This is a genomic window from Marinobacterium jannaschii DSM 6295 (assembly GCF_000620085.1).
GTDB lineage: Bacteria > Pseudomonadota > Gammaproteobacteria > Pseudomonadales > Balneatricaceae > Pontibacterium > Pontibacterium jannaschii.
This window is the reverse complement of the sequence record NZ_KK211070.1, coordinates 85,002-107,125: the sequence shown is the minus strand read 5'-3', so window position 1 is coordinate 107,125 and position 22,124 is coordinate 85,002. Positions and strand designations below refer to the sequence as shown.

General features: G+C 49.6%; 32 protein-coding genes. 4 read left to right on the top strand and 28 right to left on the bottom strand.

Translation table 11 applies throughout. The annotated features are described in order from the left end of the window. Positions 1–73 precede the first annotated feature (73 nt). From Q354_RS27765 to Q354_RS0123675, 7 genes are all read right to left on the bottom strand, one after another. Positions 74–343, bottom strand: a complete 270-nt coding sequence (locus Q354_RS27765) for a hypothetical protein (protein ID WP_156948491.1) — start codon at positions 341–343, stop codon at positions 74–76. A 129-nt stretch (positions 344–472) separates the two neighbouring features. Further along, entirely contained in the window at positions 473–976 is a 504-nt protein-coding gene (locus Q354_RS27760; RefSeq protein WP_051560592.1) for a hypothetical protein, read from the bottom strand. Positions 977–1,337: 361 nt separating this feature from the next. After that, positions 1,338–1,574: a hypothetical protein gene (locus Q354_RS0123695; RefSeq protein ID WP_027859793.1), complete on the bottom strand. Its 237-nt coding sequence runs from the start codon at positions 1,572–1,574 to the stop codon at positions 1,338–1,340. Between the two features lie 44 nt (positions 1,575–1,618). After that, on the bottom strand, positions 1,619–2,515 hold the full coding sequence (locus Q354_RS0123690) for a ParB/RepB/Spo0J family partition protein (protein WP_027859792.1): 897 nt from the start codon (positions 2,513–2,515) through the stop codon (positions 1,619–1,621). Positions 2,516–2,786: 271 nt separating this feature from the next. Next, the gene (locus tag Q354_RS0123685; RefSeq protein ID WP_156948490.1) at positions 2,787–3,236 is read right to left on the bottom strand and encodes a hypothetical protein; all 450 of its coding nucleotides are present in this window, start codon (positions 3,234–3,236) and stop codon (positions 2,787–2,789) included. A gap of 101 nt (positions 3,237–3,337) precedes the next feature. Further along, positions 3,338–3,796: a hypothetical protein gene (locus tag Q354_RS0123680; protein ID WP_027859790.1), complete on the bottom strand. Its 459-nt coding sequence runs from the start codon at positions 3,794–3,796 to the stop codon at positions 3,338–3,340. Continuing rightward, the gene (locus Q354_RS0123675; protein ID WP_027859789.1) at positions 3,793–4,665 is read right to left on the bottom strand and encodes a hypothetical protein; all 873 of its coding nucleotides are present in this window, start codon (positions 4,663–4,665) and stop codon (positions 3,793–3,795) included. The genes Q354_RS0123680 and Q354_RS0123675 overlap by 4 nt, the downstream gene beginning before the upstream one ends. 105 nt (positions 4,666–4,770) lie before the next feature. Between Q354_RS0123675 and Q354_RS28420 the strand changes: the two genes are divergently transcribed. Further along, positions 4,771–5,046, top strand: a complete 276-nt coding sequence (locus Q354_RS28420) for a hypothetical protein (RefSeq protein WP_169828934.1) — start codon at positions 4,771–4,773, stop codon at positions 5,044–5,046. A 417-nt stretch (positions 5,047–5,463) separates the two neighbouring features. Continuing rightward, positions 5,464–5,796 (top strand): hypothetical protein, encoded by a 333-nt coding sequence (locus tag Q354_RS0123665; RefSeq protein ID WP_027859787.1) that lies wholly within the window; start codon positions 5,464–5,466, stop codon positions 5,794–5,796. 569 nt (positions 5,797–6,365) lie between these two features. Here the strand turns inward: Q354_RS0123665 and Q354_RS0123655 are convergent. The 14 genes from Q354_RS0123655 to Q354_RS0123590 all read right to left on the bottom strand — a co-directional run bounded on the left by Q354_RS0123655 (position 6,366) and on the right by Q354_RS0123590 (position 13,411). Then, positions 6,366–7,421 (bottom strand): DNA-binding protein, encoded by a 1,056-nt coding sequence (locus Q354_RS0123655; RefSeq protein ID WP_027859785.1) that lies wholly within the window; start codon positions 7,419–7,421, stop codon positions 6,366–6,368. A 171-nt stretch (positions 7,422–7,592) separates the two neighbouring features. Continuing rightward, complete coding sequence (locus Q354_RS0123650; RefSeq protein ID WP_027859784.1) at positions 7,593–8,126, bottom strand: hypothetical protein; 534 nt, start codon at positions 8,124–8,126, stop codon at positions 7,593–7,595. Between the two features lie 39 nt (positions 8,127–8,165). After that, entirely contained in the window at positions 8,166–8,465 is a 300-nt protein-coding gene (locus Q354_RS28415) for a hypothetical protein (protein WP_156948488.1), read from the bottom strand. Between the two features lie 93 nt (positions 8,466–8,558). Then, on the bottom strand, positions 8,559–8,858 hold the full coding sequence (locus Q354_RS0123640) for a hypothetical protein (protein ID WP_027859783.1): 300 nt from the start codon (positions 8,856–8,858) through the stop codon (positions 8,559–8,561). Positions 8,859–8,874: 16 nt separating this feature from the next. Beyond that, positions 8,875–9,099 (bottom strand): hypothetical protein, encoded by a 225-nt coding sequence (locus Q354_RS0123635; protein ID WP_027859782.1) that lies wholly within the window; start codon positions 9,097–9,099, stop codon positions 8,875–8,877. Positions 9,100–9,134: 35 nt separating this feature from the next. Beyond that, positions 9,135–9,383, bottom strand: a complete 249-nt coding sequence (locus Q354_RS0123630; RefSeq protein ID WP_027859781.1) for a hypothetical protein — start codon at positions 9,381–9,383, stop codon at positions 9,135–9,137. Positions 9,384–9,543: 160 nt separating this feature from the next. After that, positions 9,544–9,924: a hypothetical protein gene (locus Q354_RS0123620; RefSeq protein ID WP_027859780.1), complete on the bottom strand. Its 381-nt coding sequence runs from the start codon at positions 9,922–9,924 to the stop codon at positions 9,544–9,546. 96 nt (positions 9,925–10,020) lie between these two features. Further along, positions 10,021–10,461 (bottom strand): hypothetical protein, encoded by a 441-nt coding sequence (locus Q354_RS28410; protein ID WP_156948487.1) that lies wholly within the window; start codon positions 10,459–10,461, stop codon positions 10,021–10,023. A gap of 100 nt (positions 10,462–10,561) precedes the next feature. Further along, a complete protein-coding gene (locus Q354_RS0123610) occupies positions 10,562–10,807 on the bottom strand; it encodes a hypothetical protein (protein WP_027859778.1) in 246 nt (81 codons plus the stop codon). Between the two features lie 44 nt (positions 10,808–10,851). Then, positions 10,852–11,133 carry a hypothetical protein gene (locus Q354_RS0123605; protein WP_036231364.1) on the bottom strand — a complete coding sequence of 94 codons (282 nt, stop codon included), beginning with the start codon at positions 11,131–11,133 and terminating at the stop codon, positions 10,852–10,854. A 31-nt stretch (positions 11,134–11,164) separates the two neighbouring features. Further along, positions 11,165–11,362, bottom strand: a complete 198-nt coding sequence (locus Q354_RS28405; protein ID WP_156948486.1) for a hypothetical protein — start codon at positions 11,360–11,362, stop codon at positions 11,165–11,167. A 205-nt stretch (positions 11,363–11,567) separates the two neighbouring features. Beyond that, the gene (locus Q354_RS0123600; protein ID WP_027859776.1) at positions 11,568–11,849 is read right to left on the bottom strand and encodes a hypothetical protein; all 282 of its coding nucleotides are present in this window, start codon (positions 11,847–11,849) and stop codon (positions 11,568–11,570) included. A 371-nt stretch (positions 11,850–12,220) separates the two neighbouring features. After that, positions 12,221–13,087, bottom strand: a complete 867-nt coding sequence (locus Q354_RS28400; protein WP_051560590.1) for a hypothetical protein — start codon at positions 13,085–13,087, stop codon at positions 12,221–12,223. A gap of 78 nt (positions 13,088–13,165) precedes the next feature. Next, on the bottom strand, positions 13,166–13,411 hold the full coding sequence (locus Q354_RS0123590; protein ID WP_156948485.1) for a hypothetical protein: 246 nt from the start codon (positions 13,409–13,411) through the stop codon (positions 13,166–13,168). Between the two features lie 168 nt (positions 13,412–13,579). On the opposite strand from Q354_RS0123590, the gene Q354_RS28920 reads away from it, so the two are divergent. Next, a complete protein-coding gene (locus tag Q354_RS28920; RefSeq protein ID WP_281174745.1) occupies positions 13,580–13,705 on the top strand; it encodes a hypothetical protein in 126 nt (41 codons plus the stop codon). Positions 13,706–13,858: 153 nt separating this feature from the next. Then, positions 13,859–14,299 (top strand): hypothetical protein, encoded by a 441-nt coding sequence (locus Q354_RS27750; RefSeq protein WP_051560588.1) that lies wholly within the window; start codon positions 13,859–13,861, stop codon positions 14,297–14,299. Positions 14,300–14,378: 79 nt separating this feature from the next. On the opposite strand, the gene Q354_RS0123575 is transcribed toward Q354_RS27750, so the two are convergent. From Q354_RS0123575 to Q354_RS0123545, 7 genes are read right to left on the bottom strand one after another with little or no spacing between them, the layout of a single operon-like run. Continuing rightward, complete coding sequence (locus Q354_RS0123575; RefSeq protein ID WP_027859773.1) at positions 14,379–15,794, bottom strand: prepilin-type N-terminal cleavage/methylation domain-containing protein; 1,416 nt, start codon at positions 15,792–15,794, stop codon at positions 14,379–14,381. Continuing rightward, complete coding sequence (locus Q354_RS0123570; protein ID WP_027859772.1) at positions 15,778–16,755, bottom strand: P-loop NTPase family protein; 978 nt, start codon at positions 16,753–16,755, stop codon at positions 15,778–15,780. The genes Q354_RS0123575 and Q354_RS0123570 overlap by 17 nt, the downstream gene beginning before the upstream one ends. Before the next feature lie 15 nt (positions 16,756–16,770). Continuing rightward, entirely contained in the window at positions 16,771–17,346 is a 576-nt protein-coding gene (locus Q354_RS0123565; RefSeq protein WP_027859771.1) for a type 4 pilus major pilin, read from the bottom strand. 40 nt (positions 17,347–17,386) lie between these two features. Beyond that, positions 17,387–18,436, bottom strand: coding sequence for a hypothetical protein (locus Q354_RS0123560; protein ID WP_027859770.1), 1,050 nt, complete (start codon positions 18,434–18,436; stop codon positions 17,387–17,389). Further along, entirely contained in the window at positions 18,436–20,211 is a 1,776-nt protein-coding gene (locus Q354_RS0123555) for a GspE/PulE family protein (protein WP_027859769.1), read from the bottom strand. The genes Q354_RS0123560 and Q354_RS0123555 overlap by 1 nt, the downstream gene beginning before the upstream one ends. Then, a complete protein-coding gene (locus tag Q354_RS0123550) occupies positions 20,211–20,828 on the bottom strand; it encodes a hypothetical protein (RefSeq protein ID WP_027859768.1) in 618 nt (205 codons plus the stop codon). The genes Q354_RS0123555 and Q354_RS0123550 overlap by 1 nt, the downstream gene beginning before the upstream one ends. Next, on the bottom strand, positions 20,815–22,119 hold the full coding sequence (locus Q354_RS0123545) for a hypothetical protein (RefSeq protein ID WP_027859767.1): 1,305 nt from the start codon (positions 22,117–22,119) through the stop codon (positions 20,815–20,817). The genes Q354_RS0123550 and Q354_RS0123545 overlap by 14 nt, the downstream gene beginning before the upstream one ends. Positions 22,120–22,124 lie beyond the last annotated feature (5 nt).

Here is a 22,124-nt window from a genome sequence, read left to right as displayed (position 1 = left end):
ATGACAACGACTGCTGTTAACGGTGAGACTGGTACCTGGCAATGGCGTGTCACGCTGGCCAGCTATTACAGCCTTACAAATAGTTCGCTTTGATCTGAGGCCAGTTATCACTCAGACGCTGAAGAATCGTTTCAACTTCAGCTTCTTGCTCTGCGACTACCCCCCATAGATGCCAGTCGATATATCGCTCGATGTTCGTGCTGATCAGGTCTGCCAGAACTTGAGGCTCAAGTGCATCCAGCTCCCAGGAGGTTTTTCCGAAGCGCTTGATATAATCCTTAGCTCGTGTGTCCGTGACTTTGGCCGGATTGGGTGGAGGGGAATAGCGATCTACTTGATCCATATTCAGAGCCAGGCGTTCTACCGTTACCCTGCCTGGTAACTCGGTAAATAGATCTAGGCGGTCCCGATTGTCACGGGTCATGTCGATACCACTCGGGTCGTGATCACCCAGGTGGAGTAGCACGCAGTGTTAACCTTGGCGCAGCTTCTCTTCAAAGCGCTGGCCTGCGCGCCATGCTTCCGAAGCAGACAGATAGCCCTTGCAGGACATATGCGGCACTAAAAGCGGCTTACAAGCTCGCGAAATCACATTTCCGAGAGCCTCTTTCTCAACCCACATTTCTACATAGCATGGCTGGCGAGCCCAGCGATCAAAGCGAATTTGCTGCGTCAGCTCGCTTATGACAGCTTCTTCATCTTCCTCATACCAGAACGTTTTATGCTCCCGGTTTCGGTCTTCAATCGCCTCCCAGCTAATCATGCCTGCCATTCGGGCTTTGGTAATTATGGTGCCCAAGCTGTTATAACTGCGTTCTGAGTTTTCCAAGAGGTCCTTGGCCACGAACTGGTAGTAGAGCTGTCGTAGCGTCAGCGTGTATCCCTCACTTTGGTACTCAGAGATGATGTGGTCTGCAATGGCAACGATCGCTTCACTTCGCTCACTGGGATTCCATGGTTTGTATAGACGTTTCACCTTCGCCTCCTGGTTGGGCTACATGCAAGCTACATTGGGATAAAGTATATATCCTATAAGAGGTATATTTAAGTATATCTCTTAAGGGGTATATTGCAATGCCCTTGATCTGTATTTTTTGATCAGTGGTGGCTACAGCTTTAGCGGAGCCAAGGGAGAAATTCGAGCGATAGGTTTCGCAAGTCGATAAGCATCCACAAACTCAGCGGCCAGGTTCGAAACGCAGCTGTGACAAAGCTTCAGTGAGATGTGACGAAACTCAAAAACAAGAATTGGAACAGCGCTTTGCGCATCCTGCTGCCCTTTACCGCATTCATCGCAGCATCCGAACCCTTCGAAACAACGTCGAAGATCAGGGGCCTTAGTCATGAGGTGATCCAGGCGTATCGGATTCAGAGTTCTGGGCTCGAATCGAGTCCCATCGTTGCATGACTGCCCCGGAGAAGGACGCCCAGTCTGTTTCGGACATTAGTAGTTGACCAGCATGGAACTGCAAATCGACCTCTTCAATGACATCGAAGAGGCCCTGCTTGCTGGTGGCCTTTGCCAGTGCCGCTAAGACATCTTCGAAGCTGAATTCGTAGTGGCGATCAGTCATACATCTTCCATTTCAGAACGGTTTACAGAGCCACAGGGCAAGCTTTAGATATCTAAGGTGCCCTGCTCCTCTTCGGCTTGTTTATCGGAGCGCTTTTTCTCGATCGCACCTACATCTGCTTTTAAGGCAATAAGCGCCTCAGCTTCCTCAAGTGTCAGCTCAACGGTCACTTTTTCAGTTTTTGCATCTAACGAAGCCCGATCGAGTTTTTCGGTAAACGTGGAAAATGCAGACTGGACTCTGATGGCTACTTTTTTAGGCAGAGGCTTAGGCCCTCCTAAATCTTTGCGGGTGATTCGTTTCCGCCCGGCTTCTTCGGCGTTTTCGACCGCTTTGTTTATGGTCCCTACGGCTGCTGTGCCCTGCTCCTTAAAGGTCTCCAGTGCAGCGGTAGCCGATATCTTACCGTCCTTTATCAGCTGTTTGAGTTCGGTCGGTAGCTCCAGCAGATCGAGCATCTGGCGTACATGGGTTGAGGTTTTACCTACGCGCTCTGCAATCTCTGTGTCGGAGAATCCCCAGGCACTGAGTCGGCGGTAGACCTCTGCGGTCTGAAGCGTCGTTATCTTGAGCCCTGAGTTTGACGTGACGATCAGTGCCACCTGAGCGGCATCATCCCCCTTGTACTCAATCACCGGAGTACGCAGAATCTCAGCGCCTTCCTCGATTGCGAGGAGCATGGCCAGGCGTCGACAGTGACCCTCTCGTATAAAGAGCTTCCCATCGACAACCTTGACTACGACGGGATCTACATAGTCTCCCCGGGCGTACGCATTGGCCAAATTGCGAATATGCTGAACAACGTCAGGGTCATCGTAGTCGCGCACGTTGAAGCCTGGTTCTTCGACCAGAGCCTGAGGTGGGACCGAAAACATATTCCCCTTGGTTACTGTGTCCTTATTGGCCTGCTGATAAGCCCGGAGGCTGCTGATTTGAGCCATTACCTTCTCTCCTTGGAATAGATGGGACTTCCCAGAATATTGATTACAAGATAGACAAAATATATCCATTAAGAGATATATTTGTAAAGTTATATAAGGTAATTATATTAGTATCACTGCCCTAGTTGATTTAACCCAGCACTCGTGATGAGTTCTAAAGCCGCAATACTGACTGCGCTTGCAGTCAGGGAGGTGACAGAGAAAAGGACTAGCTGATTAAGTATCGTTGATCCGTATGAAGTGATACGGGATACGTATTTATCATACTGCATCAGTAGATGCTCGCACTTTGGGAACTGGACATCTCTCGATGATCCTCCTCGCCAGCCTGGCGCAATGCAGTGCGATAGCGATCCGGATAAAGGTATTGCAGCGATACCCGTCCAGCTGGCCATGCTTCAGTCAGACTGATCGATAGCCCATCGCTCAGATTCCATTCGTACTTCGGACTTCCCAGACTGCCAACAGCCACTGGATCACCGTAGCGGCTGGCCAGTAAGTCACGGGTATAGGTGAAGGTAGGTCGACCGCCATTCATGGAATATTTGGCACTGGCAAACTGACCACCAGCCGTATACTCCACCACCAGGTGCTCAGCACCATCAAGCAAGGCAGTAGCATCGTATCGCTGGTGAAATGGTAGATCGGAGTAAAGCAGGTTTGCGCCCTGGTCTTCGATGGCAGCGTGTAGCGCACTCTGGTGAGTGCAAGCTAGCGGCACTGCAAATAGCCTGCTGCTGTTCGGACATGAGCCGGCTTCACCTGCCTGAATCCCTTGAGCGGCCAATACTAAGGACAACAGTAGCGTTGAGCGGATTGCGTTCATAGTAAGCGGTCTCCCTTCATGGTGTTTTCATGCCAAAGCCACAGTGCAACCCGGGCTGGTTGATCACTCTTAATCGAGCGCCAATCAGCTTGGTTTACCCGGATGAAATCTTCGGGTCCAGGTACGAACTGCAGTTCGATTTGTTGGATACGTTCTTGCTGCCCGTTGAGCGTGATAAAGCGGGGGTTAAAAGGCACGGCACTGACTGAGACACCTGAGGAAGTGGCGTGATCAGGCTGAGCCTGTATAGCGCTGGAGTCTTCGAGCAACTCAAACAACAATGCCTGTACTTCAAGATTCCCGAGGCGATAGCCAGGCCGACTGAGGGTATACTCCTGCGCCGTCAAGGTTACGGTACCGCGCTCTAACGCAGCAGGAGCCACGATAGGCGATTCCAGCGTAGAACAGCCAGGTAGGCAACACAGGATGGCCAGTGGCAGGGTTATCTTTTTCACTCTTCGCCCTCTTTATCGGAATGCAGGTAACCGCGGATCGAGGGCAAATAGGGTGTATCTGCCAAGGTACGATCTGCAACTCGGTTTCGTTTTTTAGCCTGGCGCGGGTAGCGTAATGCTGGGGCGATACCGGTATCGAGGCAAAGAATCGGTACCGCACTATGGATCTGTCCGGGCAATCCGATATCGGCCGCATTCCATTGCAAGTTGGCCTTTAGTACCGGCTTTTTCACATTGCCTTGTTGTACAACTGCGATCACCGTGTCGGGTGAGAGGTTGGCCAACTTGGCCCTATCCAGCTTCGACTGCTCACTGGTAAGGCCATCCAGAAGCTTTTCGGCCTGCGCGATCGTCACGTTCTGGACGCTGCGAGAGGCTTTCCCCGTAAACGAGATACGGGCCGGTGCTGGATCAAGCAATGGGAGTTCACGATAGGCCTCATTTGCGCAGAAGCGGTCGATCCCTAAACTGGCCAGTATCGAGATGGTCTCCTGATACTGCTTAGCCGGTGTTTCCCCGGCAGCAGCCAATACAGCCCTTAGTTGGATGCTGGCCTGCTTCAATGCTGCTTTGGCAGCATTGAAGCTTCGAGCCGCGTCCAGGCTCTTATGGCCCACCAGCAAGCAACCCACAAGCTTCTTGGTGGCACGTCCATCCTGGCCATCTGCATATTGGCAAGAGGTTAGAATATTAAGGGCTTTTTCGATCGCATCCTGCGTAGCAGGTTGGAAGACCGGTGACGTAGTGACGGCATCATCTAGCCAGATACTATCGCACTCAAGCGATACTGCAGATCTGAGGCTTCCAGCGCAGCGCTGGAATTTAGAGATAGCGTCAGCCAGTTCTGTCTTAGCTGCAGCGAACTCCATGTTAGACCTCGTAATGTGTCGGATTAGTTTTATATGGATAGGATAGAGTAATTATATTAAATTACTTGGCGATTTATACCCATATAGAATTTTTTTGGTCACGATATGTCCGACTCACCGATGTCTGCAGCTGGATACGCCCTTGTTGAGCTAATGAATTCCAAACCTGAAGCGGCGCTGCTGCACAATCGCAGCTCTGGGCGCTGGATCCTCAAGTACCGGCAAGGTTGCTATCGACCTTCGCTGGAAGTGGATCAACGCGCCGGCCAAGCGCTATTAGATTCAGGCCTGTTGATCGAGAGCTATAGCAAGTTCCCGGAGCAGCAACGATACACGGTCAAAAGAAGCGGTCTTCCCCTGCCGGTCGACAGCGAGAGATAGCAGCGTTATACCGTTATCTTGCCTAAGCCTTTGATCAACCAACACATGACCTAACCCCGCGCCAGCCCCCTTTAAAATCTCCGGCCTCTCCGCCCGATTCAAGGCATTCCTTAACATAAGGCAAGCTTTAAATTTCAAGGCCCTCCTTCCATTAAGAGGACGCCTTAGATAAAGGCATGCCTTAAAAGCCCGTGCTCCAAGCAGATCTTAAAAGGTTACAACATAACAGGTTCAAGGAGGAAGTTTGGTTAAACAAGTATACCCCTGTAAGATAACGGTATATCTTTTACCTGATTGGCCTTTTGGTATACCCTGTTTGGACTATCGAATCGCCCGTAACTATCTAATTTCTGGTAGTTTTATTGGTTACTGGTTAAGCAACACAGCCTAACCAGCGGCTTAGGAACTGGCATTGTTTTGGAGATCAATGGAATTGATAAACATTCTGCGCACTGTATCTGGCAGATTTGGTTGGCTATGACAACAGTATACCCCAAAGGGGATCTGCGCCGGCTACTGATGATTCTGGCTGCCATCGACCAACTTTCCCATCCTTCAGCTCGCAGCATCGCGGCGCACGTCCAGTTGCCCGTCTCCACGGTGCAAAGCCAATTGAAAAAGCTGGTCAGTGGTGAAATCCCAAAACTAGTCATTACCTGCTCATCAGGTATATATACGATTGATAGTTACGGGGACGTGATCTGCAGGGAAGGCTTGATTGCCTTCTATAACGAGGCAATGAACGGCTAACTCATAGGATCCGGCGAACCTATGTAAGCTGCCAGATCTTCACGCTATGGTTAACCGTTGGCTGCTGGACAGCATTGATCCATCAATTGCCATCAGTTGGACTGAATCCACCTACGGTTGAATGTTGAGCGCCTCTTGAACGGATGTCATCCACTGATGCTTATCCGAGCAGTCTGTCTTGTCAATTACGACGGCTGCACTCTGCTGGAAGCTGTAGGCATCAAGTTCGTACTGAGCTAACAGGAAGGAGTACACGGGATGCGTAGTCATGATCTCCCTAATCGATGACGGTGTAGCCTTTACTTGGCAACGTTCACTAAGCGCCACTGCAACAGTAGACGAGGCAATAGCACAGCCTGCACACATCGAGTGGAGCCCAGACAACATAACGTCAACCTCCTCGCTTATACGGGAGTTTGCTGACACACAACTGATTGATAGGCTCGCCGCGATAATCAGGTTCCGGATTTCTGTTCTCATCACCTTCACTCCCACTCCATGTCTAAAGATGGTGTTTCTAACCGCCAAGAGCATGCCCGCTTCCCGATCTGGGCTCAACAGAGGTCTTGTCACTTTTTATCGGATTTCAGAACTAGGGTCAGTGATTCGCGCTCACGCTCAGAAAGCGCAAGTTCACTCTGCAGCTGCGATATGCGTTTTTCTGCTTCCACCAGCTGTCCTTGTGTCTGTCCCAAGGTCTTGGTATCTGCTTTAGCTTCTGCCAAATCGGCGTTCAGGCGCGCTACTTCCTTATCCAAGTTGTCCTTTTGGGTTTGAAGCTGGGTCACACTGGTACGGGTTTGCCCAAGCTCGCTGAGCATTTTTTCATGCTGTACCTTGTCGGCCTCGTGGGTGGTTTTTATCATGCGTAACTGGGACAGCTCAACTGATTGCTCGTTTATCCGCTGGCGTAGATCACGTAGCTCATCAAGGCTTTCCCGGTACTGCTCTTGCTCAATTTCTCTCTTGGCTTGATCGACGCTCAACGCCTTTACTTGCTCACGAAGGGCAGACGCTTCTTGCTCTGCTTTATCTGCACGACGATTAGCTGCTTTAACGAGTGACTCTGCTTCCGACTTAGCTGTGCTTACCAGGATGTCGGTTTTCTGTTCAACGGCAGTGATATTATCCTGCGCATCTTCCTGCGATTTTTGTGCTGCAGCTTCAGCTTCTGTCTGGGCCTGCTCTGCTGACTCAGCTCGCTGTAGGGCCTTCTCGATATCAGCGTTGGCTCTCGCTATAGACTGACTGGCGTTTGCTTCAGCTAGTTCCGCGCGATGAAGGCAGTCACTCTCCTTTTCTTCCATAAGGTCTATAACTTCATCCAGGTGCGCCTTTTGCTCCGCAATGATACCAAGTAGATCTGCCGTTTTTCGGTCTACTACATTTTGAATTTCATCAGCCAAAAGCTTGGCGATTGCGCTACTACCAAGCTCATCAGCCATCGCACGAACTTCCGCCTGGCGCTTTTCAAAGAAGTCCCGAAGGTGTTTGGCCACTGTTTCCGTTTTACCACCCGTAACAGCCATTACGCCCCGTACCGTTGGTTTCACGCCCTGGGTGATCATAGAGGTTGCTGTAGTAGAAACTATTTCGAAAGATACGGCGTTTGGTTGATCTGCCATAAGGCTGCCTAAATTTGGACTTGGATGATTGAGTTAGGTGTAGTGTGGCAGTAAGGGAAACGGGAAACAACTGTTTCCCTAAGAATTAGGTTTCCTTACAGAAATAGCGCAGCTTATGAAGCAGCTGTATTGGGAATGAACTTGGTGATCGCTATGCTTCCCAGGCACCAGTCATGCGAGAGATGATGCCAACCCAATCATCAAAGTTAAAAGCATCAGCCATCTAATCAGTTCTTCTGCTAGGGCCTTTCTAGTCTGAGAATCACGGGGCTTTCCCAGCTCAAAGCCTAAAATATCGCCAAGTTGCATGTTGACTCCTTCAAGGTGCGTCCCAGAATGGTTCAAAAGGTGGCACTTCAGGTGTATGAACCAGACTCGGTCAAAGTCTCGCAATGGTATAGACCCATGAACCTTCACTATCCCACTACTCTCACAAGTCTCCATCCAGTATTTTTTCAGCCACGTTTTTTCTAAGTAACTATTAACAGGTCTTAATACAGACAAGGCAAACCCGCCAGCAATAGCTACAGACAATAGCATTAGAAGAGTAAACACACTTGGAGATTCGCTAAAGCTAATTCCAATGTTTTGATTCGCAGATACCCCCGCGCCTATCACCACGACAACAATTAAAGTGATCCAAGTCGTGTCCCATAGATTCTGACGGCGGCTCCGTTCTTTCTCGAATGCATGCTTTTTATTCATTAAGTCCCTCTATGTTTCTTTCCTTGGCCAGCAATCAGCCTAATCCAGTGAATCAACCAGCGCCCGATCAGGGCACCACATTTGCTTACCGGTAGACTTACCGCGAGTGCGTTCTACCACCCAGCCGTTACCATCCCGTTCAATGAGGCGTACCTGGTTGCCGCTTTTAGTAAAAATCTTGATATCGCCTGCTTTCATAGCTCTTTCCGTCAATGTGGTTTGGTTTACCTGGTATCTATCTACCGACCTTTTTCCACTTCCAATCAGTCTGCGGTGATCGTTTTTGTTGAGCGCTACATCCCTCTCTGCGACACGTTCTCGTATCAGATGAAAAGTCATTGGCTCCACCTTCTCCGTTATGAGAACTCTTACAATCCCAGTCATGAAGGTTAATAGTGCATAGAATACTTTTTCTCATTTCGTTTCCGTGAATTACTGTTGTTTTAGCCAATAGACCAGTCTGTACTCAGGCAATTCTTCAAGAGCCTCCCCGCACGGAACAACCATTCTTACGGAATGCTCCATCAGAACCCTACCGGCAGCTGGGTACATACAGGCAATTGCGGCACCACCTAAAATGATCATTAGCTCTAAATCCATAACGGTATAAGCCGTTTCAGATAATTTAGACAACACCATCCAAAGCGCGACAAGTCCTTGCCCTGCAACCACAAATGCCAGAAATGTGAATATCCAGTTTCGGCATATAAATTTGAACTTTACTCTTCTCATTAGTTAGCCAATTCCGTTAATGTTTTTGTGGGTGCTTTATAGGTCGCTTGCGTTTGCCTTCAAGAGAATCATGGCCCCGCATTTCGATCTGGTCACACAGATCTCCCCATGCCTTACGCTGCTCGATAGATTCAAGACGGTGATATTCATCCATCAACTTTTGCGCCTCAGCTGACAGCTCTTTCATTTTCTCAGTGGGCTCGACTGTGATTCTTACCCATTCTGGAATCTTGGCGGGCATATCTGCTATATCCTTTCGTTAATTCCGTGATTATTTTAAGCCAACGTGATGTCAGACAGCTTGACCATGACCTCGACGGTACCCATCCCACCGAGTGAATAAGCCAGCGAAGAGTCCATATCAACAATGCAGTACGAACCGTTGACCAAAAAAGAAAACTTACCCTTCATGCCAGGTTTAAAAACGTAACCAAATTCGTCTTCATGAACTTCCGAAAGAAGTTTGATCTCAGCCTCTGGGGGATACGCAAAACCAGCCTCGGCACCTTGCGCATTACTAATCACCCCATCAACCCACTTTGGATCAACATCTGGGACCCAACACTTAAGCCTTCAAGACGCTCTTGGGGAATAGAGTCCATCCAAGCCTTCAGTTCGATCAAGGCTTCAACTACTTCCTTATCAACTACTACCGATGCCATATCCAGCCCGATTCCGTGATTGTTTAAGCACTTTGAGCTTGCCGAGATTGATGCTCCAGCAACTCTTGATACAACTCATCGAGCATCGTTGTAACCTGCCATGACGGGATACTGTGGCGTTGTGCCAGCGCCACTTGCATCCATACCCAGCCCGTTAGATTAAAACCAGGTTCTACTGGCCCCAGGCTTTCTTGCAGGCTCGATGCTACACTTGCAAAGCCTGCAATCTGATCCGCTGTAAGCTGGGCTTTCATTTCTGTAACAGATGGTGCTACATAGCCTACAGCAGGCTTTTCAGCCTCCCAATAAGGCTCGGTCAGGCTGTCTTCAAGGCAGTCATGGCAGCGGCCACCGCTGGCAGCAAACTCACCACAATCAGGTGTAGAGCATTCGTTAGTCATCATCGGTCCCTCTTCTTTTCTTGGGGTGTTTTCACTTCCGCAACACCCGATCTGCAGGCGCTAGGGAAGCGAACCGGAATCACCGGCTCGATTCCGTGATTATCTGGAAGGTTCGTTATGTGGGTTGCGATGATGAGGAATGTACTCGCACACCAGCTCTTCACAATCTCGCTCAACGTACAGATTCAAAGCTTTATCCATAGCGCCTTTGTATCCGGTTCGCATATCCTTGGAAAGATTTTCATTAGCCAACGGTTCAGCAAGCCGTTCCAGGGAATACCGAAACTGCTCTTCTGTTAAATTCTTCAAGAAACGTGGTTTTTTCCGCTCAAGAGCATGGGACACACAGTCGGGCCCATGTTCTGGACATTCAGGGATCGCATTGAGGACTTTTTGTCGGTCAGTCAATATCTGTTCATTGGCATTTAGTAGACGAACTACATCCGCAGCAGTAAGAGGATTTCCATCCTCATAAATCACATCCGCTCCACCTACCTTTTGCCAAGCGTAGTTAGGTCTCGTACAAGAGTTTTTACTCACAGTCATTCGTCCCTTATGTGCTATTCACTTCCTAAGCACCTGACCTGCAGGCACTGGGGAAGTGGCCGGAATTTCCCGGCTCGTTTCCGTGAATGCCTGCTTAGTAGGCGGTAAGGTGAATGCGAGTGGTACAGTTGGCTAGGATAGCGCTCGCCTCTTCCGCGTTATTTGCCGCCAGCAGTTCTGTAGGATCGGTTTCAGTCAGAACCGCAGTGCCAATCCCAAACTTGCGCCCTTTTCTGAGGAAGAAATTCAGAGCTGCTTTTTCGCCCGCATCCAGGGTCTCAACATCACGCCGAGCGAGGCGTTTCATAACTTGCTTTGGGTAGAAGTTCCGTACTTTCATCTGTTAGCTCCTTTCCTTCGCCGGTTCCCGGCTCGATTCCGTGATTAATTAGCGTGGTGCTCGATACACGCTGCAGTGCTCTCGAAAACCAGTTCTTTGCCGGTCAGCTGCAGCTCAATACCCAGCTTGTTGGCCAGCCGAACAAAGCCATTATGATCACCGTTAATCAGCATGTGACCAGCACACTGAAGGTCCGTTTTCTTATGACAAACAAACGAGTCCGCTGCCAGGATCTCCGTCATGCGCCCTTCACCCAACCACCCCTTCAGGCTGTCTTTGCAAAATGGGCAGTCCTTGCAGGGCTTCTTTACGTTTGGTAGCTTCATGGCTGCTGTTTTCCGCCCAATTCCGTGAAAGTTATTTGTGACAGAAATTCGTTGTTACATTGGCCATAATTGCCGACTTCGTACTTTCTGGAAGATCCTTGAAGTCATCCATACTTTGTGTCGCCATAACGGTTCCAGGCTTCAAAGGTGAATGACCTGTAGGCAGGTCAGCATTTGACTGGGTAATAATTTCGCACGCTTCATCCAGCATTGGAGTTGTCTTGGTCATCGTCGGTCCCTCTTCTTTCCGTTGAGTGTTTTCACTTCCGCAAAACCCGATCTACAGGCGTTGGGGAATTGAGCCGGAGTCGCCGGCTCGATCCCGTGAATTTCAGATAACACTATATGCTGTAGCGATCGCCAGCTGGTCAACCACAACATCTATTCCTTTGTGTCAAAAAGTAGCTAGCCCGGTTGATGCCAGGCTCGGGTCTTTACTCTGCGGTGTAGCCAGCAATCTGCCAATCGATATCGCAACCTTCTGCGATCTCCTGATCCTGCGAATTGGTGGTGTAGTAATACGCGGTCAGTGTGGCGGGAATACCGTCAACCTCGCAGTTAGTTCTGGCCGCCCATTCGCAGAGTTCATCACCACCTGCCAGACCCTGATAGCCGACAGCGTTGGTTTCGTTACAGGTCATAGCCTCAACCGCTTCGACAGCATTCTGACCAGCTTCAAGAATGGCTGTTTCGCGGGTAATCAGTCCTGCTTTCATATTCTTAAATCCCTTTCGTTGAATTTCTGATAACACTACATGTTCTGGTGATTAGCCGACACCGGCTCACAAGATGTAGTGCAATTCCGTGAATGTCTAAGTGCTTGGCTGTTCGGTGTGTTGAGCCTCAAATTGTCTTCGCTCATGCACTTCAGCTCTCTGCATCAATTATGAAACAAGATAAATATATCTTATTTGAGGCATATTACAAAGCTATAAATTAGCTTTGTTATATCTGAGTCAGCAGAGAATTCAGTAACCGATTCCCTTCAAACGTAGGCCTTCTCAAAGTCGCGGCCCTTCCAGAACTCAATCCCTTTGCCGTACCTGCATCTTCCACCAGCCCGCGTTTCTTGCAACGCTGTCAGGCTTTAAGAATGAGGCCCTTCTGATGCAGAAGGGGTGTGGAAGTGACAGTTCCCGGTATCGACTTCGAACAGCTGTCGCTCCTGCTTATGATGATCAGAACGAGGTTGGTAGGCTTTAGTGACGTACAGCTTTCCTTCCGCTTCAGACAGCTGTAGACCGCTGTCACCGCAACGTTGAAGTGCCTTTTCCAAGTCATATAGAGCAAGCTGCTGCGCGCCAGTGAGCTTTAGTGACTGATCACGTAACTGGAAATTGCCCCGGAGTGTTTTCAGTTCTTCTGCGGTTGGGCGATCCAAGTATTTGCTATTCAAGTGGACGACAGAGCCGTTCATCAGTCTCAAGGACACCCTATCGCCTCGAACGCCAATGACTGTAGACAGCGTATTTTGATAATTGCGAATACTGTATCCATGCAGAGGATGGCAACGGGCAATGATAACCGGTTCCTCAATTTCAAAAGGAGCCGGTGACTCTTCGTGGGTTTTAGGCGGGGCAGAGACAGCAGGCCATAATACGGACTCTATATGCTTCTTAGCCGTTTCAGCATAGTCTTGACCATTTTTAGACAGATTCGCCCGATACTGCTTCTCGATGCGCGTAGACATCCAAGCTTTAAAATCTTTACCCTTTTCAGCCTTCAGGACATCAACCCTGGCAAACACCTTGTATCCGTTTTGAGAAACAGGTTCTCCAAGAAAGCGCCGGATCGCCCCATCTGTCCAATTACGTTCCTCTTTAAGACGCCAGACTGTGATCCACTCGGCCATGATCGCCTTGCGTTCTTCCTCCCGCCTGCGCCGGCCATATTCACGGCGTTCAGAGTCACTGTAGTGCTGATATCGACCGGTTTTATTGTTGTGGAATCCCATAGTGATACTTAGTCAATCCTTTCCATGACTAGCCCTTTACCACACCTCTAGCGGCATCAGACCATTTGCGCCTGACGACTAGGGGCCCTTGTGAAACGGCGCTACTTTTTCGGCCCAGCAATCCAACTTGCGCAGCACTTTTAACTGTCTGGCCATAGCCGGCTGTGTGACGTCAAACTGTTCAGCGATATCTTCCTGTTTCCCCCCCTCCACCAAATATGTTTTCACCGCCTCCTTCAATCTGAGGTTAGTGGCTCCTCTCGGGATGACCCGCTCAAACAACAAGTCGACGTATTCTGCTGGCGTATTACCTTTTTCGATCATGTTCTCCGGATCTCTCCCCATAACGCTCTGAACGATGCTTCCCAAGCATACTGGGAAAGCTATGAACATCAATCAAAATATAGCCTTTCTAAGCAATATATTTCTTAATTATATCTCTAATGGGATATGGTTTGTTGAGTTTTAGCCTCTCAAGCAAAGGAGAACACAATGAAAAACGGATTTGTAAACAGCCTAGAGTACCTGTTCAATGAAGAAGCTGAAGTCGCTTCCCCGCAGCTAGTTAGTAACGAAAATTCTGGAGCATCGGTGATCGCTGGATCTGGAATCAAGTAACAGCTGAATTCACGGATAGGGGCGAATTGGAAGAATGGGCTCAGTCGGTCAGCGAAAGAAGTGGCCCGACGATACCGAACTCTGGTCCATGCTGTTTGCTGCGGCCTTAGAACAATATAATTAAGCTAAATTATATCTCTAAGCGGAACTAAAGTGACTATTCCACTAGATAAAGAGCTGAAGCGGTATGCTAGACAAGGTAAGACCATTAATGCGAAGGGCTTTCATAGCGGCATAACGGGGCAACCCGCTTCAGCCAACCCTCACTCGGCCGGGCAGTGGGATCATGAAGAGTGGCACAATGGCTGGGAGGAAGGAAATGAACGCTATCGACTGACCAATGAAGGCCCTGCTCATGGCTCACTTCACCTGATTACCGACATACAACATGGCGAACTCGACATACTCAGTCCGATCCGAAAGCACAGCCTGAAGATCGTCGTGAATGGCATTCTGGTGCGCACCGTTCCGGCACCTGAGGCGGGCTGGGATCACCAGCAGCTCTGCCAGGAAACGGCTAAAGTCCACATGAGCGCCTATAACGTAGCGGATGCCTATCTCGGTGATCATTGGATAGGAAGCAGTGAAGTGTGAAGTGTGAAGGGACCCAAGAACAGTAAGCAAAAAACAAAAAGGCGATCTATTAGATCGCCTTTTTTCTTACATCGGAAGATTAGGATTTCTGACACCAGCTTACCGCTACATAGGGCATCCGGTTTTCGTGCTCTATATCACTACCGCTACTGCCAATGGTTACGGGTGCCGATAAATTCCCGGAGTAGACACTATCCGAAAACGAGCGGATGTATGCCGATCCCGGATGAAGACCTGGGTTGGGTCTGCCATAAGGAACCTGAGCATTGCTGGATCCATGTGAGTGCGAAGCAAGCTCAGCTTCAGTCAGCTGATGGAAAGCTTCCCCGCCTCTGTCGCCCGGACGATACACAAAATTTCTTCTTCGGCCATTGGCATAGCTTTCAGAGTACCTTCCCGTACCAATAAGTACACGTCCGCGAGCGCTTCTATATTCGGACCAACCACTTGGACACCCCGAAGTAAAGGCCGCAATCTGACCTGCTTCATCACCGGCTCCACCCCCGCCTGGCACTGCCCAGGATCCGGAGACGCAAGACAACAGTGCACCCGTTGCATCTACGGCTAAGCTTCCTGTCGACGTACACGCCGCTCCGGAAGTCACCACATTAGTAATTTGCAGATTACCCTGCAGTTTATCGATCGATGCAGTATCAGAGACGGTGGCGGTAGTCGCCGTTACAGAAGCAGCTGACACGCCACCAGTAGCATTTAGGGAGCCAGTACTGATATTCCCGGTGAAAGACGCACTTGCCGCTGAAACAGCACCTGCGATCGATGCGCTACCTGCAGACAGGCTTCCGCTGGTGGACAATGAGCCCGCCGATACCGCACCTGTAAAGTTACCTGTGTCGGCATTGATGACACTGAAGCCGCCCATATCCAGGTTACCGGTCATCGGTAACGATCCATTGCGCGGTAGAAACACACCGGTCGCTGCGTTAAAGGCAACATTTGCCAGCAGCGTACCGTTTGAGTCATCGGCATAGGTAGTCACAGCATTCATCGCTTCGGTGGTCGATTGCTGTGCCTTAGCCACTGTGTAAGCGGGGCCTAAGACCTGCGCCTCTCCCGCTACGGTAATCTGTGGCCAGGTCGTATTAGCCGCGGTGACGCCCGCTGCATTCGTGACAACAGTAGTGGGATCGCCCCCATACTTGAGGTCAGTAAAAGTGAAGCCACAGGGGAGATACTCAACAGTGCCCCCGGAGGGCAAACCGCATCCAGGTGCATCTTTGAGCCAATCAACGCCCGTGTATGTGTTGGGTATAACTGTCGCGCCCTGATCAACGGTCCACTTGGCAACGGCAGTATTGTACTGAGCAACCCGATTGCCCAGTTTCTCATAGTGCTGAGTTTCTCGGCTGTGCTCTAAAGCTCGCTGGCCTGCTAACGCCAGGATGCTGGCTACGACTAAGCCTATAGAAATCTCTGGCAGGCTATAGCCACTCTGTAGCCGAGCACATCCTGCAAACCTTTCACCGTTTAAGGTCATTCTCGATCTGCTCCAGTTCTAATTTCAGATGCTTGTTAACTGTGCCATTCTTGACCATGGCGATCGTTTCTGGCCGGTACATAGGCAGGCACTGATAAGTTATCCTTTGTGTCTGAGGGTGCTTATAACTGCGGCAAATTAACTTTAACGTCCGAGCGAGCTGAGTCCCTTTCAGGTGGATCCCCTTCACGAGGCGCTCAATTGCGAACTCGATGTCGGTACTCCTCAAGGTCGTGACAACGATTACGCCTCGAAATACGGCATCCATCACAGCTTCAAACTCTGCGTGACTATCGATTTCACTGACGTAGAGGAACTTGCGGCCAGTTCTGGGAAAGAGTCCACTCGCTTGTCGGACTGAACTGGCTAGGTTTGTATCCGTTGAGGTTTCAAGTTGGAATGCTACCGATCGGCCTTTTTGCCCTTTCATCACAACTTCGTGTGAAGTAGAGACCGCCCAGCCAACACCTTCGAAGGACTCGCATAGATGTCCATAGGTTGCAGCCGCTGCTGTTGTGCGACCACTGCCAGGCTCCCCTATGAATAGATAAAGGCCTCCTTCCGTCTTAGGAAGGCGCACCTTTTCAATTGCCGCTTGTAGCTTCCGATCGAAGCTCACCTTAGCCGTTTGATTCGTTAACGAAGGCCATTCATTCTCAATCAGAGCGAAGTGCAACGCCTTACCGTCTGTAATCTGCGATAGCTGAGTGCAACGGTAAAACACCTCTAGGCCATCAGTTAAACTTTTATCCAGGGTAACCATGCCCTCCCCAACGGGCTCGATCTTCTCTCTAACCTGTTCTGATGCGAGACAGCTGAGCAGTTGCTGCATACCCTGGCCCACTGCGCCAGATAACCTTTCCTGCCCCCCTTCATTAAAAACTAAACCAGAAAAAGGCTCTTTAGGCCAATCATGGCCGTCAAAGAAAAGATACAGATCGTGCGGAAAAGACATGGTCATACTACTTCCCTTAGCTTAGCGGGTGGCCATAATCACGTTGATGCTTTGGGTACCCACATTGCACGCGGTAGTCGCGCCAGCCACATCCAAGCTGGTAGTCGGCGTTTTCACAACAGTTGTACCTACAGTGATCTGGTCGATACCTTCACTCACTTGCTGCGTGAACACCAAGCACCCCTCTGGAGCCACAGGCCAGGTCAGCTGTTTAGCCGCGTTAGTCGCACCACCGGTAAGAGTCGTCCCGGTGAAAGCTGGCAGAAATCCATAACTGTTCTCGATGTTGGTACCGTTCACATAAGCTGTAGGAACCAGACCTGCTGCAATTGCCCAATCATTATCCAAACCGGCGTATGGACCGTCAGGCCAGCGAACTTCCAACGATTCAAACATCTGCAGCACCAGACCAGCATTGTCTTTCGCTTCGCTATCGTGTTTCAGCTGTAAGCCTTTCGGCAAAATAGCGGCTCCCAATACACCGACGATGGCCACACCGAGCATAATTTCCATCAAGCCGTAGCCTTTCTGCTTCTTCACTGTTTTTTTGAAGCCTTTTCCATCTTTCATTTCTACAACCATAGTATTTTTCTTCATCACAACGTTTTCCTTAATTAATGTTGCTAGAGTAGATTTTTTAGAAACTCAGTCCTTCGATATAGGACACAAACACTTGATACAAAACGGCTACGATCAGAGCCATCGTTGTATATTTAATAATGTTACTGGTAATACCAATCAGCTTGTCAGCACGCTCCTTTTCCGATTCTGCCAGCCTTAAAAGATAATCAGGGGATATCGACGACCCCATGCTTAAGATATTGTCATTCGCCTCCAGGCTGAATATTGGGTTATTGGCTAATGCCGTATACTGCGGATTTCGAAGATTCTCCATCATTCTGTTAATACAACTACGATACCAAAGGCTATTCGATGCACTTCTCAGCACAATAAACGCTTCCTTATCAGACTTGTCCGCCTCTTTCATAACGGCAAACCCTTCCAAGAAGGCAATTGATGAGAAGATTTTGAATAAGCTCCATGGCGGAACATAGTTATCAAGAAATTTACGAATAGATCCCGTAGGGTCTCCATGAGGAATGGCTTTCGCCAAGTAAAAATATGCCGCGACGATCATTGCGATCAGTGCAAACCCGATAGCTTCGATATTGCTTCCCAATATGATTAACGCGTTACTACTCCCGTCCTTTACCATTATTGGAAGTACCATCGTACCCATAACTTTTATAACGCCATACAGACTCAGTGCGTAAAAAATAATTGGAATTAGCATCGCGCTTATCTGTTTTCTACGCGCTATTGACTCCTCAACCTGAACCCTGGCCCGTTTAAAGCCGTCAGCCAAACGGCCAGCAGATTCCATAGTCGTGATGGTCGTCTTCTCATCATCTGGAATGAGACCTGACAAGCTGGTGGCTATCTGCTGACCTTTTCGGCTACTGGTTGCTCGGATGTGATGATAGAGCGCAGCCTTAAAAGCAGAACTCTTGCCCTTTCGGGACTGGTATAGCAGAGCTAATTTCTCAATCCCTTCAGCAAAGGCCCCCTGATCGGCACGATCCGCAAGGACTTCATACAAATTGATCCGCTCTGCAGGATTTAGTTTGCGGATATTGGATGGCTTAGTAGCTTGTGCTTTTTTGACACCGCGAAGTAGAGACAGCATTAGACAGGCCACCCCTGCGTATCATCAGCAAACTGATTATCCGGTCCTTCAGCTTCCTTAGCGCCGAGAAGCATCGGCACTTCAATCCCGCCAATTTGTTGATCGGCTTCAACGCCTTTCAGAGCCAGGTTCGCGATCTTCTCTTCTACATCACGCGGACAAACCAGCCCGTCTTTCATCTTGTCTAGGGCCGAATCAAATGCGCTGTAACCCAGTACTTTTTGATCAACAGATCCATCACCACCCAAACCGTGATCATCTCTGCCAATTGCCCCCTGCTGAATCCACTGCTCATGCGCTTCATTCAATGCGCCTTGAGCGATCGCTTTCCTCATCCCAGGATCCAGGGTAAGTACCTCTGGCGCAGCAGTTCGCCCGCCAATCCCAGCCAAGCAATGTTTGCATCCGTCATGATTTCGGAATCTCACGTTATCCATATGAGAGCGGGCAACCCGTCTCACTCGATTCAGTAAGCCTGAAGTGAATCCAAGACGGCTCAACTCTTCCGGCGAAGCCTCTTCCAGATCCGCCATGGATTTTGAGCAGTGAGGGCACACGGTTGGCAAAAGTCGCTGGAATACGACAGCTCGAATAAAGCCATCCTGACCGAGCATTCGCCAATCGATCCCCAGTTCATTCAGCCTTGAAAGCGCTTCTATTGCTGAATTAGCATGAACTGTGACTAGGGTTTTATGGCCAGACAGCGCAGCCTGAACAGTATTAGAAGCACTCTCCGGGGTACGCATTTCACCCTGAAAGATAAGATCCGGATCCCGTCGAAGAATATCGGCAGTTGCCTTCACCCACCCGCCCTTTTCACCGTTCACTTGGGTGTGTACTACACCGTCAACCACGTACTCGATCGGGTCTTCCAGCGTGATAACTTGGCGTCGTCCACCGGTAGCACTGACATACTTGTGCAGCAATCCGGCACAGGTCGTCGTCTTACCGTCACCGGTCGCACCCACCACCAGCATCAGCCCGCCGACACCATTAAGGAGCGCATCGTCCAGTAGGCCTACCTGATCCCGGTTATATCCCATCTCAGTTAAGGGCCGCTTATAAAGATCCGAGTCCAGGTCGATCGTACGCAGTGAGACGTGATAGCGGTCCGATTTGGCTTCAATCGCCTGATCCTGGTAACGGAAACGAACCATCTTGCCTTCGCGTCGACGTTCTTCGATGGTGGCACTTTGCCCACGCCCCGGTTCAAAGCCGTTTTTTTCAGACTGAGAGGATCCGGTTTGATCTCCATAAAGATACTTAACGGCTTGGTCTAACTCGACTGGATCAAAAGTCCGTTCCGATGGGACCATTTCGCCCATAATACGAAGCGAAACGGAGGCCGACGCATGGCCACGAACAAAAATATGGATATCTGAGGCCTTTCTGCGAACAGCTTCACCTAGCAATTCATCAGCGGTTTGCTCCGCCTTAGTGGCTTCCCCAACGGTTGAATTGTGTTCTTTCAGTACCTGAGCAATCGCGCCACTATTGATAGTGATAAAGGCATCGAGGCCAGGCTTAGCTGCCAAGCTTCGGTGATTTCGCTTCACATACTGAAGAACCGGAAGCCGCGCACTTCTTTCAATCTCTACGCTGGACAACACAATAATGCTGCCATCCTGCAGTTCTAGGAACGCCATATCACCGTGCACCGACAACAGAGCAGGCAGCTCCTCACCCAGTGTTCGGTGTGCCGTTTTATGGTCTGGAATTATAGATTTATTATGGGGGCCAGCTTGTGCCCCTGTGACTGCTGTCATAGTGTTCATTAGAGCGCCCCGCCATAGTACAAATGTTTCTGCTTGCCTTCCCGAGTAAGCACAATGCCTTGCTCGCTGACCTCTTCGACAAGCCATCCCTGTACAACAGATCCGCTTTTTAGTTCGAGAAGCTTCGAGTTAATTGTCACGTTAGCCACCAGATCATTCGGGCTGCCCCAAAGGCTCTGCAGCTTCACCCGGGTTGCGGGCTGTTTCTTTGGCAATGACTCAGCTGGTTCAGCAGGTGTAGACCCCTCTTTCTTGGGCACCGTGGAGGCTTGACGGCGTTCCGAGCTGGACAAAGCCTGCTCAATCATTTCCTGTACATTGATCTTCTCTGACGATGACGACGCACTACCCTTATTTTTCTTCTCACTTTCATTCAGGATTTTTTGTCGTTCCTGCTGCATCAGCCAGGTGTTATGTGCAGTTTGCAAAATCGAGTAATGCAATTCGGCGAACTTGGAGGCATGTTCTAACTTCTTAATCTGTTTGCTTCGCTCCAACGTGCTATCGGGTACTTTGCTCAGAACTTCACCCAGGTTAACTGAGGCCTCATCAGCTACGGCGTAGTACGGTATACAGCACAGAAGCCCAGCTGCAATTTTTGATTTATTGAACGACATATCGACCCTCAATCTTTATATCTATAGAAACAGCCCCACCGTTATCTTTTACTGAAACGCGGCTGGATTCCGCTCTAACCCAAGCAGGCAATTTCTGTACACGAGTTGAATCAGAAACATCAATAAAATCGCCATAAAGAGACCAGCGTCCCTCCCGCATTACCTTTCCGATCGATGCATTTTGTGCACCACGAATTTGTGATGTGATTGCAGGTGCAATATCATGTTCGATACCAATACCGGCATATTCCAGAAATGCTGATGTTAACTGGTGCGGGCTATTAACATAGCTAGGAGCCTGTAATTGTCCCCCAGGAATATTGAACTCACATATACCAATATTCCCTTGCGGAACTAGATCGAATTTCGTGCATGAATCGGCAATCAAGCTAGACATTTCGCTCATTTGGGCATAGTGCTCATTTCGCCAAGATATTTTGCAGCTAGTACCTAAACAACGCATTTCTTGAAAAACCCACGGTAGGTCAAATGCATTAATACGCTTGATAAAACCGATCTGGTGATCGACGTATTCATCGACAGGCGGAAGGTTAAAAATGGTGTTGTAATATTGATCAACCGCGCGATTAGAGCTTCTTTTCCGTTCCTGCAGTAACTTAAGGCGCTCGTCATCTTCCAATAACCAACCTTGCTGATCGGCGATAAGATACAAAGCCAGGCAGAGCGCTCCTGCCATGACCGATGCTTGAGCAATTTTCCCTGGCGTAAGTCCAGCCTTAACAAGCTGGTGGGCCTCAACAAATCCGTTCTTTTCTTCCAGTAATTGGGTCAGCGTGACGTGGCCAACCCCCTGTTCAAGTTCGAGTCGTTGGATCGCATTACCCACGAACTCGGCATCGCCACCTAAGACGTGAAATAGGTCATTAGCCGCTGTTAACGCTGCATCAGAGCTTTCCAGCAGCAGATCACCTCCTATTGCTACTTCGCCCTCAGTTGCACCACAAACCCACCAATAGCCTTCCTCAGTCAGCTCAATCATGATCAGATCCGAAGGCTTGTCTGACTCGCCGCTTGCCTTCGCTTTATGGCGGACAAAGCTGCACTCCGCCAGCAAACTAGCCGCAGACACAAGGCCTTTGGCATATTGAACATCACAGAAGCCGACCTGGCTTAAGTGGCCATCAGCTTTATAATCGACCACATGGCCATGCTGAGCCCGAGGTAGCTTGGGACGTTTCTCTCCCGTGGCACTCATCCACGTGCATCCCACTACATATTGAGCGCCGTCGATGTACACTGATTGCGCCGGCAAAGTCTGAAACTCATCCATGTTGG

Excerpts from the sequence above, each read along its gene's own strand:
- Q354_RS28415 (WP_156948488.1), bottom strand. The coding sequence starts at position 8,465 with ATGACTTTTCATCTGATACGAGAACGTGTCGCAGAGAGGGATGTAGCG.
- Q354_RS0123575 (WP_027859773.1), bottom strand. The coding sequence starts at position 15,794 with ATGACCTTAAACGGTGAAAGGTTTGCAGGATGTGCTCGGCTACAGAGT.
- Q354_RS0123605 (WP_036231364.1), bottom strand. The coding sequence starts at position 11,133 with ATGAAGCTACCAAACGTAAAGAAGCCCTGCAAGGACTGCCCATTTTGC.
- Q354_RS28400 (WP_051560590.1), bottom strand. The coding sequence starts at position 13,087 with ATGGGATTCCACAACAATAAAACCGGTCGATATCAGCACTACAGTGAC.
- Q354_RS28920 (WP_281174745.1), top strand. The coding sequence starts at position 13,580 with ATGAAAAACGGATTTGTAAACAGCCTAGAGTACCTGTTCAATGAAGAA.
- Q354_RS0123635 (WP_027859782.1), bottom strand. The coding sequence starts at position 9,099 with ATGCCCGCCAAGATTCCAGAATGGGTAAGAATCACAGTCGAGCCCACT.
- Q354_RS0123675 (WP_027859789.1), bottom strand. The coding sequence starts at position 4,665 with ATGGAGTTCGCTGCAGCTAAGACAGAACTGGCTGACGCTATCTCTAAA.
- Q354_RS28420 (WP_169828934.1), top strand. The coding sequence starts at position 4,771 with ATGTCCGACTCACCGATGTCTGCAGCTGGATACGCCCTTGTTGAGCTA.
- Q354_RS0123550 (WP_027859768.1), bottom strand. The coding sequence starts at position 20,828 with ATGTCGTTCAATAAATCAAAAATTGCAGCTGGGCTTCTGTGCTGTATA.
- Q354_RS0123560 (WP_027859770.1), bottom strand. The coding sequence starts at position 18,436 with ATGCTGTCTCTACTTCGCGGTGTCAAAAAAGCACAAGCTACTAAGCCA.
- Q354_RS0123565 (WP_027859771.1), bottom strand. The coding sequence starts at position 17,346 with ATGAAGAAAAATACTATGGTTGTAGAAATGAAAGATGGAAAAGGCTTC.
- Q354_RS0123690 (WP_027859792.1), bottom strand. The coding sequence starts at position 2,515 with ATGGCTCAAATCAGCAGCCTCCGGGCTTATCAGCAGGCCAATAAGGAC.
- Q354_RS0123600 (WP_027859776.1), bottom strand. The coding sequence starts at position 11,849 with ATGAAAGCAGGACTGATTACCCGCGAAACAGCCATTCTTGAAGCTGGT.
- Q354_RS0123545 (WP_027859767.1), bottom strand. The coding sequence starts at position 22,119 with ATGGATGAGTTTCAGACTTTGCCGGCGCAATCAGTGTACATCGACGGC.
- Q354_RS0123695 (WP_027859793.1), bottom strand. The coding sequence starts at position 1,574 with ATGACTGATCGCCACTACGAATTCAGCTTCGAAGATGTCTTAGCGGCA.
- Q354_RS0123555 (WP_027859769.1), bottom strand. The coding sequence starts at position 20,211 with ATGAACACTATGACAGCAGTCACAGGGGCACAAGCTGGCCCCCATAAT.
- Q354_RS0123610 (WP_027859778.1), bottom strand. The coding sequence starts at position 10,807 with ATGAAAGTACGGAACTTCTACCCAAAGCAAGTTATGAAACGCCTCGCT.
- Q354_RS0123640 (WP_027859783.1), bottom strand. The coding sequence starts at position 8,858 with ATGAGAAGAGTAAAGTTCAAATTTATATGCCGAAACTGGATATTCACA.
- Q354_RS0123650 (WP_027859784.1), bottom strand. The coding sequence starts at position 8,126 with ATGAATAAAAAGCATGCATTCGAGAAAGAACGGAGCCGCCGTCAGAAT.
- Q354_RS28405 (WP_156948486.1), bottom strand. The coding sequence starts at position 11,362 with ATGACCAAGACAACTCCAATGCTGGATGAAGCGTGCGAAATTATTACC.
- Q354_RS27765 (WP_156948491.1), bottom strand. The coding sequence starts at position 343 with ATGGATCAAGTAGATCGCTATTCCCCTCCACCCAATCCGGCCAAAGTC.
- Q354_RS0123620 (WP_027859780.1), bottom strand. The coding sequence starts at position 9,924 with ATGATGACTAACGAATGCTCTACACCTGATTGTGGTGAGTTTGCTGCC.
- Q354_RS0123590 (WP_156948485.1), bottom strand. The coding sequence starts at position 13,411 with ATGATCGAAAAAGGTAATACGCCAGCAGAATACGTCGACTTGTTGTTT.
- Q354_RS0123655 (WP_027859785.1), bottom strand. The coding sequence starts at position 7,421 with ATGGCAGATCAACCAAACGCCGTATCTTTCGAAATAGTTTCTACTACA.
- Q354_RS0123570 (WP_027859772.1), bottom strand. The coding sequence starts at position 16,755 with ATGACCATGTCTTTTCCGCACGATCTGTATCTTTTCTTTGACGGCCAT.